Annotated in this window: 19 protein-coding genes; 8 read left to right on the top strand and 11 right to left on the bottom strand. The window is 57.0% G+C overall.

The features are described from left to right. Positions 1-20: 20 nt before the first annotated feature. The gene (locus OS190_RS08620) at positions 21-773 is read right to left on the bottom strand and encodes a cytochrome c biogenesis CcdA family protein (protein ID WP_267158248.1); all 753 of its coding nucleotides are present in this window, start codon (positions 771-773) and stop codon (positions 21-23) included. A gap of 92 nt (positions 774-865) precedes the next feature. Between OS190_RS08620 and OS190_RS08615 the strand changes: the two genes are divergently transcribed. Continuing rightward, positions 866-1093 carry a sulfurtransferase TusA family protein gene (locus OS190_RS08615; protein ID WP_267158247.1) on the top strand — a complete coding sequence of 76 codons (228 nt, stop codon included), beginning with the start codon at positions 866-868 and terminating at the stop codon, positions 1091-1093. A gap of 57 nt (positions 1094-1150) precedes the next feature. On the opposite strand, the gene OS190_RS08610 is transcribed toward OS190_RS08615, so the two are convergent. After that, on the bottom strand, positions 1151-3982 hold the full coding sequence (locus tag OS190_RS08610; protein ID WP_267158246.1) for an Rne/Rng family ribonuclease: 2832 nt from the start codon (positions 3980-3982) through the stop codon (positions 1151-1153). A 543-nt stretch (positions 3983-4525) separates the two neighbouring features. Here OS190_RS08610 and OS190_RS08605 point away from each other — a divergent pair. Continuing rightward, entirely contained in the window at positions 4526-4816 is a 291-nt protein-coding gene (locus OS190_RS08605) for a hypothetical protein (RefSeq protein WP_267158245.1), read from the top strand. Positions 4817-4893: 77 nt separating this feature from the next. Here the strand turns inward: OS190_RS08605 and OS190_RS08600 are convergent, their stop codons facing one another. Genes OS190_RS08600 through purC form a run of 5 tightly spaced genes read right to left on the bottom strand, consistent with a single transcriptional unit; the run spans position 4894 to position 9738 of the window. Next, positions 4894-6228 (bottom strand): sigma-54-dependent transcriptional regulator, encoded by a 1335-nt coding sequence (locus tag OS190_RS08600; protein WP_267158244.1) that lies wholly within the window; start codon positions 6226-6228, stop codon positions 4894-4896. Then, positions 6213-7991 (bottom strand): sensor histidine kinase, encoded by a 1779-nt coding sequence (locus tag OS190_RS08595; protein ID WP_267158243.1) that lies wholly within the window; start codon positions 7989-7991, stop codon positions 6213-6215. Before OS190_RS08595 ends, OS190_RS08600 begins: the two co-directional genes overlap by 16 nt. A 36-nt stretch (positions 7992-8027) precedes the next feature. Then, the gene (purQ, locus tag OS190_RS08590; protein WP_267158242.1) at positions 8028-8696 is read right to left on the bottom strand and encodes a phosphoribosylformylglycinamidine synthase subunit PurQ; all 669 of its coding nucleotides are present in this window, start codon (positions 8694-8696) and stop codon (positions 8028-8030) included. Beyond that, on the bottom strand, positions 8696-8926 hold the full coding sequence (gene purS / locus OS190_RS08585) for a phosphoribosylformylglycinamidine synthase subunit PurS (protein WP_267158241.1): 231 nt from the start codon (positions 8924-8926) through the stop codon (positions 8696-8698). The genes purQ and purS overlap by 1 nt, the downstream gene beginning before the upstream one ends. A gap of 50 nt (positions 8927-8976) precedes the next feature. Then, positions 8977-9738: a phosphoribosylaminoimidazolesuccinocarboxamide synthase gene (purC, locus tag OS190_RS08580; RefSeq protein ID WP_267158240.1), complete on the bottom strand. Its 762-nt coding sequence runs from the start codon at positions 9736-9738 to the stop codon at positions 8977-8979. A 189-nt stretch (positions 9739-9927) separates the two neighbouring features. Between purC and OS190_RS08575 the strand changes: the two genes are divergently transcribed. Together OS190_RS08575 and bmt are read left to right on the top strand one after the other, a co-directional pair. Next, positions 9928-10245, top strand: coding sequence for a DUF1476 domain-containing protein (locus tag OS190_RS08575; protein ID WP_267158239.1), 318 nt, complete (start codon positions 9928-9930; stop codon positions 10243-10245). A gap of 181 nt (positions 10246-10426) precedes the next feature. Continuing rightward, positions 10427-11440 (top strand): betaine--homocysteine S-methyltransferase, encoded by a 1014-nt coding sequence (bmt, locus tag OS190_RS08570; protein WP_267158238.1) that lies wholly within the window; start codon positions 10427-10429, stop codon positions 11438-11440. Positions 11441-11456: 16 nt separating this feature from the next. Here the strand turns inward: bmt and OS190_RS08565 are convergent, their stop codons facing one another. Next, on the bottom strand, positions 11457-12533 hold the full coding sequence (locus OS190_RS08565; RefSeq protein ID WP_267158237.1) for a PA0069 family radical SAM protein: 1077 nt from the start codon (positions 12531-12533) through the stop codon (positions 11457-11459). 204 nt (positions 12534-12737) lie between these two features. On the opposite strand from OS190_RS08565, the gene OS190_RS08560 reads away from it, so the two are divergent. The 3 genes from OS190_RS08560 to OS190_RS08550 all read left to right on the top strand — a co-directional run bounded on the left by OS190_RS08560 (position 12738) and on the right by OS190_RS08550 (position 14325). Continuing rightward, a complete protein-coding gene (locus tag OS190_RS08560; RefSeq protein ID WP_267158236.1) occupies positions 12738-13439 on the top strand; it encodes a corrinoid protein in 702 nt (233 codons plus the stop codon). A 98-nt stretch (positions 13440-13537) separates the two neighbouring features. Beyond that, the gene (locus OS190_RS08555) at positions 13538-13693 is read left to right on the top strand and encodes a hypothetical protein (RefSeq protein WP_267158235.1); all 156 of its coding nucleotides are present in this window, start codon (positions 13538-13540) and stop codon (positions 13691-13693) included. After that, on the top strand, positions 13690-14325 hold the full coding sequence (locus OS190_RS08550; RefSeq protein ID WP_267158234.1) for a DUF1638 domain-containing protein: 636 nt from the start codon (positions 13690-13692) through the stop codon (positions 14323-14325). The genes OS190_RS08555 and OS190_RS08550 overlap by 4 nt, the downstream gene beginning before the upstream one ends. A gap of 126 nt (positions 14326-14451) precedes the next feature. On the opposite strand, the gene OS190_RS08545 is transcribed toward OS190_RS08550, so the two are convergent. Beyond that, complete coding sequence (locus tag OS190_RS08545) at positions 14452-14859, bottom strand: SufE family protein (RefSeq protein WP_267158233.1); 408 nt, start codon at positions 14857-14859, stop codon at positions 14452-14454. 121 nt (positions 14860-14980) lie between these two features. Between OS190_RS08545 and OS190_RS08540 the strand changes: the two genes are divergently transcribed. Further along, entirely contained in the window at positions 14981-15499 is a 519-nt protein-coding gene (locus OS190_RS08540; RefSeq protein WP_267158232.1) for a hypothetical protein, read from the top strand. Between the two features lie 98 nt (positions 15500-15597). On the opposite strand, the gene OS190_RS08535 is transcribed toward OS190_RS08540, so the two are convergent. After that, positions 15598-15948, bottom strand: coding sequence for a RidA family protein (locus OS190_RS08535; protein ID WP_267158231.1), 351 nt, complete (start codon positions 15946-15948; stop codon positions 15598-15600). Positions 15949-15987: 39 nt separating this feature from the next. Next, a complete protein-coding gene (gene rnd, locus OS190_RS08530) occupies positions 15988-17145 on the bottom strand; it encodes a ribonuclease D (RefSeq protein ID WP_267158230.1) in 1158 nt (385 codons plus the stop codon). Between the last annotated feature and the right edge of the window lie 12 nt (positions 17146-17157).

The following is a 17157-nucleotide window of genomic DNA, read 5'->3' as shown; positions in this document are numbered from 1 at the left end:
AGGCCGTCAGTTGCGATGAATTATCCCAGAAGTCCCAGGGATGGGAATGTTTCAAGCAGCCAGAAGGCAAGCGACGTGAACGCGCCCGTCACCATCATCACACCAACCAGAACCAACAGCCCTCCCATCACACGTTCGATCGTTCTCATGTGCCGTTTGAGCCGGTTCATCACGCCCATCGCGCGGGTAATGAACATGGCGGCCAACAAGAACGGAATGCCGAGTCCGGCGGCATATACCCCCAGCAGCAAGGTACCCTTGGTTACCGAGGCTTCGGAAGCGGCCAGAGACAGGATCGCGCCCAGTTGCGGCCCGATGCAAGGCGTCCAGCCAAAGGCAAAGGCAAGCCCCAGGACATAGGCCCCGAAACTGGAACCGCCCTTGTCACCTGCATCCAGTCGCGCTTCCTGGTCCAGAAAAGGAATTCGGAACACACCAAGAAAATGAAGTCCAAACACAATGATCACGACGCCCGAGATCTGCGCGAAAAGCACCTGGTTCTGAAGGAAAAACGCCCCAAAGATCGACGCCGTGAAGCCAAGGATCAGAAAGACAGTGCTCAATCCCAATACAAAACAAAGCGCTGCCAGGACGGCCTTGCGCCGTGCGTCATCTTGCGTTGACATGTCACTAAGGGTCACGCCGCTCATATAGGCCAGATAAGGCGGCACAATCGGCAGCACGCAGGGACTGAGAAAGCTGATGATCCCTGCCACAAGCGCCACAAGCATTGCGGGCAATATCCCCGCGTCAATGAGTTCAATTCCAAACATATCCCACCCATAGCGAGGAAGCGCACCAGCGTCACGCTGCCTTTGGTCACAAGACTGTGGACCTATCGTAACATCTCGCATATTTGGCGCATATGACAACTCATGACCTTGATGCAACAGGCCTGCTGTGCCCCCTGCCGGTACTGAAACTGCGTAAGCGACTAAAGAACCTTCAGCCCGGTGAACACGTCATCATGCGTGCGGATGATCCCGCAGCGATTGTCGATGTGCCGCATTTCTGCGCGGAAACGGGCAATATACTGATTGAAACCTCGGATGAAGGTGCAGTCCAGGTCTATCTGGTACGCAAAGGCCTCTGAAATGCGAAAAGGGCGGGTTGTTGGACCTGCCCTTTCCTTTTGATGCTTTGGTGCAGATTAGCGGCCCAATGACCACCATCCTTTTTTCTTGGGCTTTTTGGCAACTTCCTGTGCCGGTTCCGCCGCAGGTTCGGGTGTCGCCATCGCCGGCTCTGGCACTTGGGTCGGCTCCGGCGCAGGCGTAGGTTCGGATGCCGGCGCTGGCGCGGCTTGTTCCGGTGCCTCCTCGGGCTTAGACTTGGCTTTCGGCTTTGGCTTTGGCTTTGCGCGGCTGCGTGTGGTCTTCTTTGGTTTGTTCTCCTTGGACTCTTCCGCAGCCTGTTCGTCTGATTTATCCTCGTCCGCGTGCTCTTCAACCGGTTTGGTTTTCTTGGCAGCCGGCTTGCGCGTGGACTTGGACTTCGGCTTGTCCTTGTCCTTTGCCTTGGCCTTTGGGCTCACGGCTTCTGAGGCCGTCGCATCTGCATCTGCTGCAGTTTCGGCTTCAACTTCCGCTTTGGGCGTACGTGTGCGGCTGCGCGAGGTCGGCTTCTTGGGTTTGCTGTCAGCCTTATCGTCTGCTAGATCCTTTGACGCCTCAGAAGATTGCGCAGATTTCTGCGAGGACTGCTGCTGATCGGCGGCATCGCCATTGTCATCCTCTGCGCCGTTATCGGACTCTGAGTTGTACTCACCATTGCCACTATCGCCACCGTTCTTGCCGCGTCCCCCGCGGCTGCGACGGCGACGGCGCTTGCGTTTGGGTTTGCCGTCGGCATCGAACTGTTGCTCACCATTGCCGTTTTCGCGGCCACCATTGTCGCGCTGACCCCTCCCGCGAGAATCTTCATCCGTGTCTTCTGTTTCGGCCGCTTCGGCGGCGACGGCCTCGTCTTCGTCGATCTGATCCATCAATGAAGTATCAACCGATACAATATGCGCGCCTGCCACAGGTACATTACGCGTGGCTGTCTTGAATTTCTCCATCGAGAAATCCGGGCTGACCAGATGCGGGTCCCCTTCGATCCGCACTGCCATACCATAGCGTGCCTCAATCTGCGCGACATGTTCACGTTTCGAGTTCATCAAGAAGTTGGCAATTCCGACTGGTGCCTTGATCAGCACCTCGCGGGTGCGGCGACGTGTGCCTTCTTCTTCGATTTGACGGATAATCGACAAGGCGAGGTTATCGTCCGATCGGATCAACCCGGTGCCGTGACACGCCACGCAAGGCTGTGTCGTCGCCTCGATCATGCCTGGGCGCAGACGCTGACGCGACATCTCCATCAGACCAAAGCCCGAGATCCGCCCCACCTGGATGCGGGCGCGGTCCGTCTTGAGTTTGTCTTTCATCAGCTTTTCGACAGCAGCATTATTGCGCCGTTCGTCCATGTCGATGAAATCGATGACAATCAGGCCTGCAAGGTCACGCAAACGCAACTGGCGCGCCACTTCGGCGGCGGCTTCAAGGTTGGTCTTGGTCGCCGTCTGCTCGATGGAGCCTTCCTTGGTGGCCCGCCCAGAGTTCACGTCAATAGCCACGAGTGCCTCGGTCACACCAATAACGATATAGCCGCCCGAAGGAAGCTGCACCGTCGGATTGAACATGCCGGACAGGTAGCTTTCCACCTGGTATCGCGCAAACAGCGGCAGGTTTTCTTCGTAACGTTTCACGTTTTTCGCGTGGGATGGCATGATCATTTTCATGAAATCCTTGGCGATGCGATACCCGCGCTCCCCTTCGACAAAGACTTCGTCGATGTCGCGGTTATAGAGGTCGCGGATCGAGCGTTTGATCAGGTCGCCTTCCTCGTAGATCTTGGCGGGGGCGATGCTTTTCAGCGTCAATTCGCGGATTTGTTCCCACAGCCGTTGCAAATATTCATAATCGCGCTTGATCTCGGCACGGGTGCGTTTGGCCCCCGCAGTGCGCACAATCAGTCCAGCACCCAAGGGCACGGTGATTTCACTGGCGATTTCTTTCAATTTTTTACGGTCTACAGCATTGGTGATCTTGCGGCTGATGCCACCACCACGCGCAGTGTTGGGCATGAGTACGCAATAACGGCCCGCAAGCGACAGATAGGTGGTCAGCGCCGCGCCTTTGTTTCCGCGTTCTTCCTTGACGACCTGCACCAACAGGATCTGGCGTACCTTGATGACTTCCTGAATTTTGTAGCGTCGCGGACGTGGTTTGCGTACAGGACGAATGTCTTCACTGTCATCTTCATCAGCAACAGATTCGATGTTCTCATCCTTGGACGTCGCATTGGCACCCTTGGATTCTGCGTCGCCGTCTTCGTCTGACTGGGTGTCATCGTCTTCTGCCTCGGATGATTCATCGTCGGCATCTTCCGCCGTCGATTCATCATCGTCTTCGCTCACTTCAGGCGTTTCGACCGGTGTCTCAGGCACACGCTCCATCGGCGAGGAGGCCTCATCATCACTGACTTCGACTTCGTCGTCATCGGTCAGATCAACGGTTTCCATTCCTTCGATCTCGGTGGATGTCTTGACGTCTGTTCCAACGGCATCTTCGGCCTTGGGCTTGGCACGGCTGCGCGAGCGCGAGCGGCGCTTGGGTTTGGAGTCGTCTTCATCCTTGGCCGCCTGTGCTTCTGCATAGGCGCGTTCCTCTTCCAGCAGCGCCTGCCGGTCAGCAACAGGTATCTGATAATAGTCGGGATGGATTTCCGAGAAGGCAAGGAACCCGTGGCGATTGCCACCGTAGTCTACAAAAGCGGCCTGCAGGGATGGTTCTACACGTGTTACTTTGGCTAGATAGATGTTGCCAGCAAGCTGGCGTTTGTTTTCGGACTCAAAGTCGAATTCTTCAACCTTGTTTCCGTCCACCACCACAACGCGGGTTTCTTCCGCGTGGGTGGCATCGATAAGCATTTTCTTAGGCATGTTTCCACTATGCACAGCACATGCGCCAGACCGACCCCCGGAGGAGCGAGCGACGTTGCGGTGTGACTTGTCAGGGCGATGGGTGACGGCGCACGGGGAAGCAGGCCTGAAAAGGCCTGTCTGTTCCTACTCGTAACGTCTGCGCGCGTCATCGCGTTTCTTCTCCGATGCATCCACGCCGTTCAGCACGTCACATCCATTATTTACCGACGTCGAATCAAGCATCTGCCCGTTCAATGTCGGCGGTTCTCTGGCCGTTGCTGGCCGTATCGGTCTGACTGTGTGCTCATTTGGGGGCAATCACAGGCAGCGAAACTCTAATCAAAGGGGTGTGGCACCATAGTGCGACAGAACCTTCATCCGACTAGATAAGGGTTTTGAGGCACGAAACACAATGGGCAAAATCAGACCCAAGGTGCAAAACCCGGATTTCGGCCTGTTCGCTTGACAAGATTGCCATGATCTGGCTCACCTGTTTGCGCGCTCAAAGCAGCCTCAAATACCGTGCCAATTGCCGCTATTCAAAGACCCAAAGGACCTTCTATGCATATTCTGACCCGCTCCATTCTTGGTTTTTCTCTTGTGGGGCTAGTTGCCTGTGACGAGTTGGCGGTTGCCAATGACCCGGTGGCCCTTGCCGATCTGCGCGGTCAGAAAAGCTGCGTCGCAGCCGTCGCGGCAGAGACGGGTGCGGCCAACGTTGCTATCAATACCACCCTGCCCGTGATCGAGACACACCGGTTTATCGTGGATGTTCCGGGCGCAAAACGATGGACCTGCGTGACCGACGCCAATGGTCAGGCCACCCAGATCGTCGAACGTCAGAACGGCTGAGCCGGTCCGCAACACAGGTCAGCATCAATCTGAAAGCAAGGTCAGATCCGGCAGGTTCTGACCTTTTTCAAGCCCGCTCAAAGATAATCCGAACGTTGCAATCCGTATTTTGCCATCTTTTCGTTCAGCGTTCGCCGTGGAAGGCACAATTCGTCCATCACAGATGCAATCGACCCCTTGTGGCGGCGCATGGTATTGTCAATCAACATGCGTTCAAAGGCTTCGACATATTCCTTGAGCGGTTTGCCTTCGGTGGTCATCACCGGCTGCATTTCCTCGTGATCCGACATCAACAGGGACGCAATGGTGCCGGAGCCACGCCGCGATTGAAGCACTGCCCTTTCCGCCACGTTGATCAATTGACGCACATTTCCCGGCCAAGGTGCCTGCAATAGCTGTGCCGCTTCCTGCGCGCTGACCTGCGGTGCCTCACAACCGTATTCATCGGCAAACTGTTCACTGAGGCGGGTAAACAAAGTCAGAATGTCCTCTCCCCGTTGGCGCAAGGGCGGTACCGTAATTCGCAGGGCGGCAAGGCGGTAAAACAGATCCGAACGCAATACGTCTTCCGAGGTACGCCCGGCCTCCTGCAGATTCGAAATGGCGACAATCCGTGTCTCGGCCGGGGTGCCTTGTTCATTGATCACCGACAACAACCGCGCTTGCAGCGTTTCTGACAAGGCTTCGATGTCCTCAAGAACCAGCGTTCCGCCACGCGCCTCCTCGATCGCCGGGAGTTGCGCATCTTCCGGCTGCATCGGGCCAAACAGCCGTTTGGACAGGTTGTCCTCTTCCAGCGCGCCGCAGGACACGAGCACGAACTTCTTGCCGGCACGGCTTCCCACGGCATGCAGGGCATGAGCGACTAGAGTTTTCCCCGTGCCCGTTTCACCATCAATCAAGACATGGCCATCCGCTTGTCCCAGGTCCAGAATATCTTCGCGCAGCCTGTCCATCACCGGTGATTGACCGATGAGTTTTTTCATCAACTGGCCCCCATCCGACAATTCGCGGCGCAAGGCACGGCTGTCCATGACCAGCCGCCTTGCGGTGGTGGCCTTCTTTGCCAGTTCGCTCATCCGGTCCGGATTGAAGGGTTTCTCGAGAAAATCAAAGGCACCGACGCGCATCGCTTCAACCGCCATCGGCACATCGCCGTGACCGGTGATCATGATCACTGGCAGGGCACTGTCATTGCCCATCAGTTTGCGCAGAAACTGCATACCGTCCATGCCCGGCATCTTGATGTCAGAGATCACAATGCCCGGATAATCCGGCCCCAGGATCTTCAATGCTTCCTCGGCCGAACCGAAGGTTTCAGTGTCATAGCCAGACAGGGCCAACCATTGACTGATGGACCGGCGCATGTCCTGTTCATCATCGACGATCGCGATTTTCATTGCCTGTGCCATTTGGCATGCTCCTCAGCTTCTTCTGTCTCTTGCTCGCCCATGATGGGCAATTGCATCTCAAAGACCGCGCCCCCCGATTGTCCGTTGCGCGCCGTCAACCGTCCCCCAAGGTCGTTTACGATACCAGAAGAGATGGCAAGCCCCAAGCCGACTCCGTCCCCCGGTTGCTTGGTTGTATAAAAAGGTTCGAACAGGGCATCGAGGTCTGCAATTCCAGGACCGTTGTCACGCACGGTGAGCGTGGCGGTTTCACCAGCGGTCAGGATGATCTCGACCAGCGGATGGCGCTCTGATTTGGTCGCGTCCAGCGCATTGCGCAAAAGGTTCACAATGACCTGCTCAATCCGCATCTGGTCGCCCATCACAATCACCGGTTCATCTGGTAGAATGCGTGCGATTTCGACCTGTCGCTGGCGCAGTTGCGGCTCCATCATCGACATCGAAGAGGCAAGCGCCGCGCCAATATCCACAGGGGAAAACGCCTCCTGGCCCTTGCGCGCATAAGACTTCAATTGTTTGGTGATGGCTCCCATGCGTTCAATCAGACCATCAATACGACCAAAAGAGGATAAAGCCTCTTCGGGACGGTTGCGATGCAACAGCAATCGCGCCCCTGCCAGATAGGTTTTCATCGCTGCCAACGGCTGGTTCAACTCGTGACTGACAGCCGCCGACATCTCCCCCAGGGCGGCCAGTTTTGAAGATTGCTCAAGCGTCTGTTCTGCCACCGCAAGCGTTTTCTGCACCCTTTTGCGCTCAGCGATTTCCCGCTGCAACGCCACGTTCAATGCGCGAAGTTTGGCCGACTCGCGTTGAAAAATCGCCAAACGACCGGCGGTGCGACGGCTGAGGAAATAGAAGGTAAACGCCAGCAGAATCGCAAATCCCATGACCTGCAGAGCCAGCACGCCATTTACCCTCTCGCGCGTGCTGGCATAGGTCGTGTAGCTGACCATCCGCCAACCCCGGAACGGGATACGGCTCTCAAGACGCATCACCGCTTCGCCCTGCAAATAAGCATCCGGTGGCAAGGCGGTCCAGTCAGCAGTGACCTTGATCGCACGCTCGATTGCAGTTCTGGGCAGATCATTCGCCAGCGCCTGTGCCTCGGTAAGGCCGCGCCAGCGCGGTGAGGTGCCCAGAATGATCTCGCCTGTGCTATCGACCACCATGACCGCATCCGAAACCCCGGCCCATCCGCGTTCGAACTTCTGCAGATCGACCTCGACCGCGATAACGCCCAGCATATCTCCCCCCGCCTGGATGCGGCGCGAATACATGAATTTATATCCCCCCCCCGGCAGCTTGATGCTGCTGAAGATCGTCGCATTGGAACGGATCGCATCCACGAAATAGGCCTCCGAGCGGTGCCCCGACTGCAACCGGTTGCGATCCGTCGCCGCCACGGTACGTCCGTCGATGTCATATAGCATCAGGGATGCCGCACCAATTTCCTCCACAAAGGAAATCAGGCGCTGGGTCGACAGGGAATAATCGGCGTTCTGCAGGGCCGTGATCAAGGCGGGGTCGCGCGCCAGCAACTGTGGCACGATCGCGTTCTGACGCAACTCGGACATCAGGTTTCCGCTATAGAGCGCAATCCGCATTTCGGCCCGGTTGCGGGTGCTCTGTGTAAACCGGTCCGTCAGCAATTTGTTGGTAACAGAGATCGTCAGGACCGCGACCAACATGATCAGGCCGATCGCGACGCGCAAACGCCACGATACATTCAGCGATGGGTTGGGATCAGGGGCGGCGCTCATGGCGCGACCCTACGCAGGTTGCACTGGGCACTCAAGTCACGCTGCAGCTACTGCCCCTGCCAATGCGCGAAAGAGCGCCGCTCCCTCCGTTCCGCCATGGCCAATGTCCGCCGCCCGTTCCGGGTGCGGCATCATGCCAAGGACTCGACGGTTTTCCGAAAGGATCCCCGCAATATCCGCCTGTGCCCCATTGGGATTGTCCGTATAGCGAAAGGCCACACGATCCTCACCCTGAAGCCGCGCAATCGTCTCATTATCGGCAAAGTAATTTCCATCGTGATGCGCAATCGGAATATTGATGACTTCCCCGGCATCATATCCCTCTGTATAGACGCTTTGCGTGGTTTCCACCTTCAACCCAACCGTCTTGCAGATATATTTCAATCCGGCATTGCGCAGCAGCGCACCGGGCAGCATTCCGGTTTCGGTCAATACCTGAAACCCGTTGCAAACGCCCAGCACGTACCCCCCGCGCTCTGCATGCGTCTTGACCGATCCGATAATCCGGGACTGGGCTGCAATCGCACCGCAACGCAAATAGTCACCATAGGAAAACCCGCCCGGAATGCCCACAATATCCACCCCCTGCGGCAGGGCGCTGTCCTTGTGCCAGACCATATCGACCTGCAGCCCAGCCGCCTTGAAGGCAACCGCCAGATCCCGGTCGCAATTGGACCCGGGAAACACGACAACAGCAGCCCGCATCAGACGATCTCCACCACGTAGGATTCGATCACCGTATTGGCCAGCAGCTTTTCACACATCTGCGCCACATCCGCCTCGGATATGCCTTCTTCAAGATCAAGCTCGATCACCTTGCCCTGGCGAACGCCCTTCACCCCGTCAAAGCCCAAAGCACCCAATGCATGGCGCACCGCTTCGCCCTGCGGGTCCAATACACCGTTCTTCAACATCACATGCACCCGTGCTTTCATCGTGCCTTCCCCTGCTTCATCTTGCTCTTAAACTCAATCTGACATCTGCTTCAGTTGATCAGCGTCGGTTTGGTGATCGGCGTTGACGTCTTGGGCATCACACCCAGGCGCTTGGCCACTTCCGTATAGGCATCCGTCAGCGACCCCAGATCGCGGCGAAACACATCCTTGTCCAGTTTCTGACCGGTCTCGATGTCCCACAACCGACAACTGTCCGGGCTGATCTCGTCTGCAATGATCAACCGCTGGAAATCGCCCTCAAAAACGCGACCGATCTCGATCTTGAAGTCCACCAGTTTGATCCCGACGGCAAACATGACACCTGACATGAAATCATTCACCCGCAAGGCCAGGCTCAGGATGTCTTCCATATCCTGCTGGGTTGCCCAACCAAAAGCCGCGATATGTTCTTCCGTAACCAAAGGATCACCAAGTTTGTCGTCCTTGAAGCAATATTCCACGATCGGACGTGGCAATTGCGTGCCCTCATCAATGCCCAGCCGCTTGGACATGGTGCCTGCGGCATAGTTGCGCACGATGACTTCCAGCGGCACAATCTCGACCTGGCGTACCAGTTGTTCGCGCATGTTCAGCCGTTTGATGAAATGTGTCGGTACACCGATCTGGTTCAACCCGGTCATGAAATATTCCGACAAGAGGTTGTTCAACGCCCCCTTGCCTTCGATCACGTCTTTCTTTTCCGCATTGAACGCAGTCGCATCATCCTTGAAATACTGGACAATCGTCCCCGGCTCTGGGCCTTCATACAGGATCTTAGCTTTGCCTTCGTAAATTTTCTTGCGCCGGGCCATGGGCGTCCTTTCGTCAGGACAGGTCGAGGGGGCTCCCCGACCCTGTTGCGCACCTCTTAGTCTAAGCCTTCCCGCCCCGCAAGTTGTCCCTGCATCTCTCGTACAAGACCTTGTTTCGAACGCAGGTAAGGGCCATCTTGAAAGCAAGACCCTGCCACCTGACACCAGTGCCAACCCGGAGGACGTCTGATGACCACGATGAAAGACCGCGCAAACGCATTTGAAAACAAGTTTGCCCATGATGCAGAAATGCAGTTCAAGGCCGAAGCCCGCCGCAACAAGTTGCTGGGCCTTTGGGCTGCAGATCTGTTGGGCAAGACCGGTATTGCCGCCGATGATTATGCCAAAGAAGTGGTGAAATCCGACTTCGAGGAAGCGGGTGATGAAGATGTCTACCGCAAGGTGGCAGGTGATCTGGGAGACCGCGCTGACGAAGCGACCATCCGCAGCCGGATGGCCGATCTGATGATACAGGCCAAAGGCCAGATCATGGAGGAGGCCGACTGACCGGCCCCGCACCATCTGAACCGCAAACCAATGGATGCGCCCTTCGTATTATCGAAAGGGCGCAATTGGTGCAGCGCTGCCTTGCCAGGGCCCGCTCCTCATGGACAAAATGAAAAAATTGACATTGCCTCGAGCCTCTGAGCATGGAAAGGGACATTCTGAGACAAGACAGGCAGATTACATGAACAACGCATTCACAGACCTTTTGGCCGAAAAAGGCATCCTTCTGGCCGATGGGGCGACGGGGACCAACCTGTTCAACATGGGATTGATGGCAGGGGATCCACCGGAATTCTGGAACACCGATAAGCCGAAAAACATCACTGCACTTTACAAAGGTGCGGTAGACGCGGGAAGCGATCTTTTCCTGACCAACAGTTTTGGTGCCAATGCCTCGCGCCTCAAGCTGCATAATGCCGCCAAGAGGGCGCATGAGCTAAGCCGCGTTGCCGCCGAACTGGGCCGCGAAGTCGCAGATACCGCGGGACGCAAGGTGATCGTGGCAGGCTCGGTTGGTCCGACAGGCGAGATTATGGAACCTGTGGGTACACTCAGTCATGCGGTTGCTGTCGAAATGTTTCATGAAACGGCCGACGGGCTCAAGGCGGGTGGGGCCGACATCGGCTGGCTCGAAACTATCAGCGCGCCCGAAGAATATTCCGCCGCAGCCGAAGGCTTTGCCCTGGCGGGTCTTCCCTGGTGTGGCACCATGAGTTTCGATACCGCCGGGCGCACGATGATGGGTGTGACCTCGGCCGGGATGGTCGACATGGTCGAAGCTCTGGACAATCCTCCAATGGCTTTTGGCGCAAACTGCGGCACCGGTGCATCCGACCTGCTGCGCACCGTCCTGGGCTTTGCAGACAAAGGCAGCACCCGCCCCGTGATCGCCAAAGGCAACGCCGGCATCCCGAAATATATCGAGGGTCACATCCACTATGATGGCACACCAGAGCTGATGGGCCAATATGCGGTGATGGCACGCAACTGCGGCGCAACCGTAATTGGCGGCTGTTGCGGCACGATGCCAAGCCACCTCAAGGCTATGCGTGAAGCCCTTGATACAACCGCAAAGGGCAGCGCTCCCACCTTGGAGGAAATCGTCAGAACGCTGGGTGACTTCTCATCGACCAGTGATGGCACTGACGGCAATGCCCCAACCCGCGGACCACGAAAAGGCCGTCGGCGCAGCTGAAACCGGCGATCAAACGCTAAAACAACGACAATTGTGCGCCCTGCACCTTTGGCGGCCGAAAGAGATCACAGCGCATCGGTGGGGCCTCTCTGTCCAGCCGCAACCGCTTGACCGCCAGATTGAAGCGCTGAGCGATGATTTCGGCGTAAGGCCCCTCGCCACGCATGCGCCGGTGCCATCTGGCGTCATAAGGCTTGCCACCGTGCATTTCACGTAACCGCGCCATGATCCGGTCTGCACGATCCGGATAATGCCGTGCCAGCCACTCCTGCACCAGCGGGGACACTTCCCGCGGCAGGCGCAGCATGATCCAGCTGGCAAAACGCGCCCCTGCTTTCCGCCCCGCAGCGAGTATCGCCTCAAGTTCAGGGTCGGTAAGCGCGGGGATCATTGGCGATGCCATGACCCGCACTGGAATTCCCGCCTCTGCCAGACGCCGGATCATCACCATACGACGCTGCGGCGCAGGTGCCCGCGGTTCCATCAATCGGCATAACTCAGGATCAAGTGTCGTCACGGAAATCCCGACACGCACCAAACCGCGTCGCGCCATCGGACCCAGAATATCAATGTCTCGTTCGATCAGGCTGCCCTTGGTTACAATTGCCACCGGGTGCCCCGCATCCGCCAACACCTCCAGACAGCCACGCATGATCCCATGCTCTTTCTCAATCGGTTGATAGGGGTCGGTATTGGTGCCGATCGCTATGGGGGCCACACGGTAGGTTTTGACCGCAAGATCACGTTTCAGAACTTCCGGTGCATTCGGCCGTGCGATCAACCGGGTTTCGAAATCAAGCCCCGGAGACAGGCCAAGATAGGCATGACTGGGGCGCGCAAAGCAATAAACACAGCCATGTTCACAGCCGCGATAGGGGTTGATCGACCGATCAAACGGCAGGTCCGGCGCGCGGTTATAGCTGATCATCTTGCGCGGCACTTCCGTCCGCGTGACAGTACGCAGCATCGGCAGATCCTCGTCACGGGTCCAGCCGTCATCCACCGCCGCCACCTGGTGACGTTCAAAGCGCCCGGCATGGTTGCTTGCCGCGGCGCGGCCTTTGATCCTATATCGTGTGATTTCGCTATCCATGCGCCAATCTGGAACAAAAAGAGAACAGACACAACCGCCATTCCCTATCCCTCTGTCTGCATGCAAGAAATTCATGATAATCGTGAGAATAATGCGTCGCTGAAACTCCAGTTGATGTCGTAATTTGCGTGTCAATTCGACGCTTTCCGTGACAAAAGTAGCCACAGGCCCAGGGCCCGCCAGAACCGCATAGAGGAAATGCAGATGTCAGACGAAGATGAAATCATCCTGTCCGAACTCGACGACGAAGAGCTTGTCCAACAGATGTTTGACGATCTGTATGACGGCCTCAAGGAAGAGATCGAAGAAGGCGTTGAGATCCTGCTGGAACGCAAATGGGAACCCTATGATGTACTGACCAAAGCGCTGGTCGGTGGCATGACCATCGTCGGTGCCGACTTCCGCGATGGTATTCTGTTCGTTCCCGAGGTTCTGCTTGCTGCCAATGCAATGAAAGGCGGCATGGCCATCCTCAAGCCGCTGCTGGCTGAAACCGGCGCACCACGGGTCGGCAAGATGGTCATCGGCACCGTAAAGGGCGACATTCACGACATCGGCAAGAACCTGGTCGGGATGATGATGGAGGGTGCGGGTTTTGAAGTGGTCGATCTCGGAATCAATAATCCTGTCGAAAACTATCTGGATTCGCTTGAAACCGAAGGGGCCGACATCCTTGGCATGTCAGCTCTGCTGACAACCACGATGCCCTACATGAAAGTCGTGATCGACACGCTCATTGAACAGGGCAAGCGCGACGACTATATCGTATTGGTCGGTGGTGCTCCCCTGAACGAAGAGTTCGGCAAAGCCATCGGCGCGGATGCCTATTGTCGCGATGCGGCCGTGGCTGTTGAAACCGCCAAGGAATGGATGGGACGCAAGCACAACCAGGCGAAACCGGCCTGATCCTGCTGGACCGACCGGTGATCCTCGGCACTGCGTCGCGCCGCAATTTCCTCGACGGCCCCCCCGCGCCCGTCGTGTAAAGCAACAAGGAGACCGCCATGCCTGCCCGCCGGTTCTTTCTGATCTTTGCAGGTGCCTTGATCGCCGCCGCTGTGACGCTCTGGCTGCTGCTCCTTGGCGATGCCGGACTGGACCTTGCAGTATTGCCCGTCTTTCTGCTTGCCGCTGGCACCGTCAGGGTACTGTGGCCATGATCCCATCCGATACAGAGCTGGCCGAAGCGGGCCTGCCCCTCGCAGAGGCAAAGGGCCAGATCCTGTTGGTCGCTTGCGGTGCCTTGGCCCGAGAAATCCTTGATCTGAAGGCCATGAACGGCTGGACCCACCTTGATCTGACCTGCCTGCCTGCAAATCTGCATCTTCACCCGGAAAAAATCACCCAGGCCGTGCGCGATACCGTGGCCAAGCACCATGCCTCCTACGACCAGATCTTCATCGTTTATGCCGATTGCGGCACCGGTGGCTTACTGGAAGCGGCCTGCGCGGAAATGGGCGTGGAAATGGTTGCAGGGCCTCATTGCTACAGCTTTTTCGAAGGCAACGCAGCCTTTGCCGCGAAAGCTGATCAGGAGTTTACCTGCTTTTATCTCACCGATTTTCTTGTGCGCCAATTTGATGCCTTTATCTGGAAACCCATGGGGCTGGACCGCCATCCCGATCTGCGCGAAATGTATTTTGGCAACTACGAAAAACTGATCTACCAGGCCCAGACAGACGATCCCGCACTGACTGACAAGGCCAGAGAATGCGCGGCGCGCCTCGGCCTTGCCTTTGAACGCCGTTTCACAGGCTATGGGGATTTGCAAACCACCCTCGCCCGCCTTTAGGTGCTGTTCTTTTTGGCCTTAAGAACCGCGGGGAGTCGCGCTTGCGCGACGGGGCAGCGCCCCTCATGACCTGCGAAAAGACGCAGCAACAGCTTCTGCCACATCAGTAGTTCACCAAGAAAGCGACTACAGCGCTGCTGCCGTTTCGCGTATTCTTTCGATCATTGCGCGCAATCCATTGGAACGCTGCGCCGAAAGATGTTCATTCAACCCCAACCGCGCCATCTCTGCCCTCGCATCCACGGCAAGCACCTGCTCAGGTGACAACCCGTTATACAAGGTCCGAAGCAGCGCAATCAGTCCGGAAACGATCATGGCATCCGACGCGCCATCAAAATGCAGGCGTCCATCCTCGATTTGTGCATGCAACCAGACCTGCGACGCACAGCCGTCGACCTTGGTGGCAGGGACGCGCAATGCCTCTTCCAGCGCTTCCATCGCCTTGCCCTGTTCAATCACATGACGATAGCGATCTTCCCAATCGTCAAGAAACTCGAAATCCTCGACAAGTTCTTCAAATGCTGCGTTGGCCATCCGACACCTTCTGCGAAATTCCCCCAAGACCTAGGACCGCCTCCGCCAAAGGTCCAGCCCCTTCCCAAGCCCAGCGGGATAGGATACTCAAATCCTCAAGCGAATTTCCAAGGCAGCCCTCATGTGCAAGACACTCCCCCTACTCCTTTCGGCAACCCTCGTTCTGGGGGCCTGCGCGTCAATCCGCGAAAGCCGGGTGAATCCGCTGAACTGGTTCGGCCAGTCCCGATCAGAGCCCGTCGCCACGGTCGAAAACACCAATCCCCTGATCCCGACGCGCAGCGGCTTGTTTGCCAAACGCCGATCCAGCGAAGAAGTCTACGAAGGCCGTCCCTTCGAACAGGTTACCAATCTGACAATAGAACGTGTGCCCGGCGGTGCCATCGTGCGTGCGACCGGTCTCGCTGCGCGGCAAGGCATCTACGCTGTGCAACTGACACCGGCAAACGAAGAGGAAAAACCTGTTGATGGGGTTCTGACCTATCGTCTGGAAGGTATCCGGCCCAAACAGCAGACGCCGATTGGCAGTAAACCTACCCGTGAAGTGATCGCAGCACGCCCCTTGACCGATCAGCAGCTTGCAGGGGTCCGTCGTATCCGAGTCGAAGGGCAACTCAACGCACAGGTCGCACGCCGCTAAGGTCTTTCACATCTGCGATTGCCGCGACACCATGCCTCAACACGCCGAAAACAGGACACCGGTGCATTGAGGCATTAGTTGTGCAAAAGGTGGAGACCCTACGCCAATGCCGCCGTTACGATGATTTCCACCGTAAATTCTGGCCGCGCCAGCTTGGCTTCCCCGCAGGCCCGCGCCGGGGCATGACCCTCCGGGACCCAGGCATCCCAGACCGCGTTCATTTCAGCAAAATCATCCATACTATCAAGCCAGATCACCGCTTGCAGGATCCGGCTCTTGTCGGATCCGATTTCGGCCAACAAGGCGTCAACCTTGTCCAGACACTCCTGCGTCTGCTTTGCCACGCTCGCGCCGGCAGTGCCAACCTGCCCCGCCAGGTAAACCGTCCCAGCGTGGGTGACGATCTGGCTCATGCGTTGGTTGCCGTGGTATCTTTTAATTTCTGTCATGGTTTACCCCATTGTTTGATTTTCGCATCAATCACGACCTCATACATCAACAAGCTTGATGTCATTACCCTTGGCCGTCAAAGCAATCTCGCCCTTGCACAGACGCAGAGCGTCATTGCCAAATACCTCGAAACGCCACCCGCGCAATGCCGGCACATCCCGCATGCCGGCTGCGATTCCGTCCAGATCAGCAGCAGGGGCAATCAGCTTGGCCGCCACACCTGCCTGTTCGGTTTTCGCCTTGAGCAAGACTCTCAATAGGTCCGCCAGCGCCGGGTTTACATGCAGCTTGTCGCGGCTACGGTCTGGCTTGGGCAGGTCTTCTGCCTTTGTCTTGATCCCCTTCGCTACGCTTTGCAAGATACCGTCGGCAATCTCTCCTTTACGTCCTTCGCGTAGCAAGAGCCGGGCGCGGCCAAGCTCTTCATGGTTGGAGGGCTTGAGACTGGCCAGTTCAACAAGTGCGTCATCTTTGTAAACACGGTTGCGCGGGATGTTGCGCGCCTGGGCATAAGCCTCGCGGAAAGCTGCCAATTCGCGTACGATGCCCAGAAACTTCGGCGAATTTGTCCGGGTCTTGACCCGTTTCCAGGCGTCCTGCGGCGCAGTGACGTAGGTTTCGGGCGACGTGAGGGTGGTCAGTTCCTCCTGTACCCAACGGCCACGCCCGCTTTCTTCCAGCTTCCCGGCCAAGAATTCGTATATCTGCCGCAAATGGGTAACATCCGCCAAAGCATATTTCTTTTGTGCGTCTGACAACGGACGGCGCGACCAATCGGTAAAGCGCGAGGATTTATCCACACCCTCATTGCAGATCTTTCGCACCAGCGTTTCATAGCCCACCTGTTCGCCAAATCCACAGACCATCGCCGCGACCTGGGTATCAAACAGCGGTTCGGGAAAAACCTGCGCATCGACAAAAAAGATTTCAAGATCCTGACGCGCCGCATGAAAAACCTTGACCACCGATGAATCACGAAAGAGGTCATAAAGCGGCTCGAGCGAAATACCGTCTGCCAGCGGATCCAGCAGAACCGCGTTGCTGTCATCGCTGCCGGGCATCGCCAGCTGCACAAGGCAAAGTTTCGAATAATAAGTACGTTCGCGCAGAAATTCGGTGTCCAGAGTGACATAGGGATGTTCTGCGGCTTGGCTGCAAAATTCGGCGAGGTCGGCTGTCGTTGTTATTGTTCTCATGAATTCACTTCG

The sequence above is a fragment of the Sulfitobacter sp. F26204 genome, from assembly GCF_026410305.1.
Classification (GTDB): domain Bacteria; phylum Pseudomonadota; class Alphaproteobacteria; order Rhodobacterales; family Rhodobacteraceae; genus Sulfitobacter.
This window is presented reverse-complemented; position numbering and strand designations above follow the sequence as displayed.

Excerpts from the sequence above, each read along its gene's own strand:
- OS190_RS08565 (WP_267158237.1), bottom strand. The coding sequence starts at position 12,533 with ATGGATAGCGAAATCACACGATATAGGATCAAAGGCCGCGCCGCGGCA.
- purQ (WP_267158242.1), bottom strand. The coding sequence starts at position 8,696 with ATGCGGGCTGCTGTTGTCGTGTTTCCCGGGTCCAATTGCGACCGGGAT.
- OS190_RS08605 (WP_267158245.1), top strand. The coding sequence starts at position 4,526 with ATGCATATTCTGACCCGCTCCATTCTTGGTTTTTCTCTTGTGGGGCTA.
- purS (WP_267158241.1), bottom strand. The coding sequence starts at position 8,926 with ATGAAAGCACGGGTGCATGTGATGTTGAAGAACGGTGTATTGGACCCG.
- rnd (WP_267158230.1), bottom strand. The coding sequence starts at position 17,145 with ATGAGAACAATAACAACGACAGCCGACCTCGCCGAATTTTGCAGCCAA.
- OS190_RS08555 (WP_267158235.1), top strand. The coding sequence starts at position 13,538 with ATGCCTGCCCGCCGGTTCTTTCTGATCTTTGCAGGTGCCTTGATCGCC.
- OS190_RS08545 (WP_267158233.1), bottom strand. The coding sequence starts at position 14,859 with ATGGCCAACGCAGCATTTGAAGAACTTGTCGAGGATTTCGAGTTTCTT.
- OS190_RS08575 (WP_267158239.1), top strand. The coding sequence starts at position 9,928 with ATGACCACGATGAAAGACCGCGCAAACGCATTTGAAAACAAGTTTGCC.
- bmt (WP_267158238.1), top strand. The coding sequence starts at position 10,427 with ATGAACAACGCATTCACAGACCTTTTGGCCGAAAAAGGCATCCTTCTG.
- OS190_RS08615 (WP_267158247.1), top strand. The coding sequence starts at position 866 with ATGACAACTCATGACCTTGATGCAACAGGCCTGCTGTGCCCCCTGCCG.
- OS190_RS08595 (WP_267158243.1), bottom strand. The coding sequence starts at position 7,991 with ATGAGCGCCGCCCCTGATCCCAACCCATCGCTGAATGTATCGTGGCGT.
- OS190_RS08620 (WP_267158248.1), bottom strand. The coding sequence starts at position 773 with ATGTTTGGAATTGAACTCATTGACGCGGGGATATTGCCCGCAATGCTT.
- OS190_RS08550 (WP_267158234.1), top strand. The coding sequence starts at position 13,690 with ATGATCCCATCCGATACAGAGCTGGCCGAAGCGGGCCTGCCCCTCGCA.
- OS190_RS08600 (WP_267158244.1), bottom strand. The coding sequence starts at position 6,228 with ATGGCACAGGCAATGAAAATCGCGATCGTCGATGATGAACAGGACATG.
- OS190_RS08540 (WP_267158232.1), top strand. The coding sequence starts at position 14,981 with ATGTGCAAGACACTCCCCCTACTCCTTTCGGCAACCCTCGTTCTGGGG.
- OS190_RS08610 (WP_267158246.1), bottom strand. The coding sequence starts at position 3,982 with ATGCCTAAGAAAATGCTTATCGATGCCACCCACGCGGAAGAAACCCGC.
- purC (WP_267158240.1), bottom strand. The coding sequence starts at position 9,738 with ATGGCCCGGCGCAAGAAAATTTACGAAGGCAAAGCTAAGATCCTGTAT.
- OS190_RS08535 (WP_267158231.1), bottom strand. The coding sequence starts at position 15,948 with ATGACAGAAATTAAAAGATACCACGGCAACCAACGCATGAGCCAGATC.
- OS190_RS08560 (WP_267158236.1), top strand. The coding sequence starts at position 12,738 with ATGTCAGACGAAGATGAAATCATCCTGTCCGAACTCGACGACGAAGAG.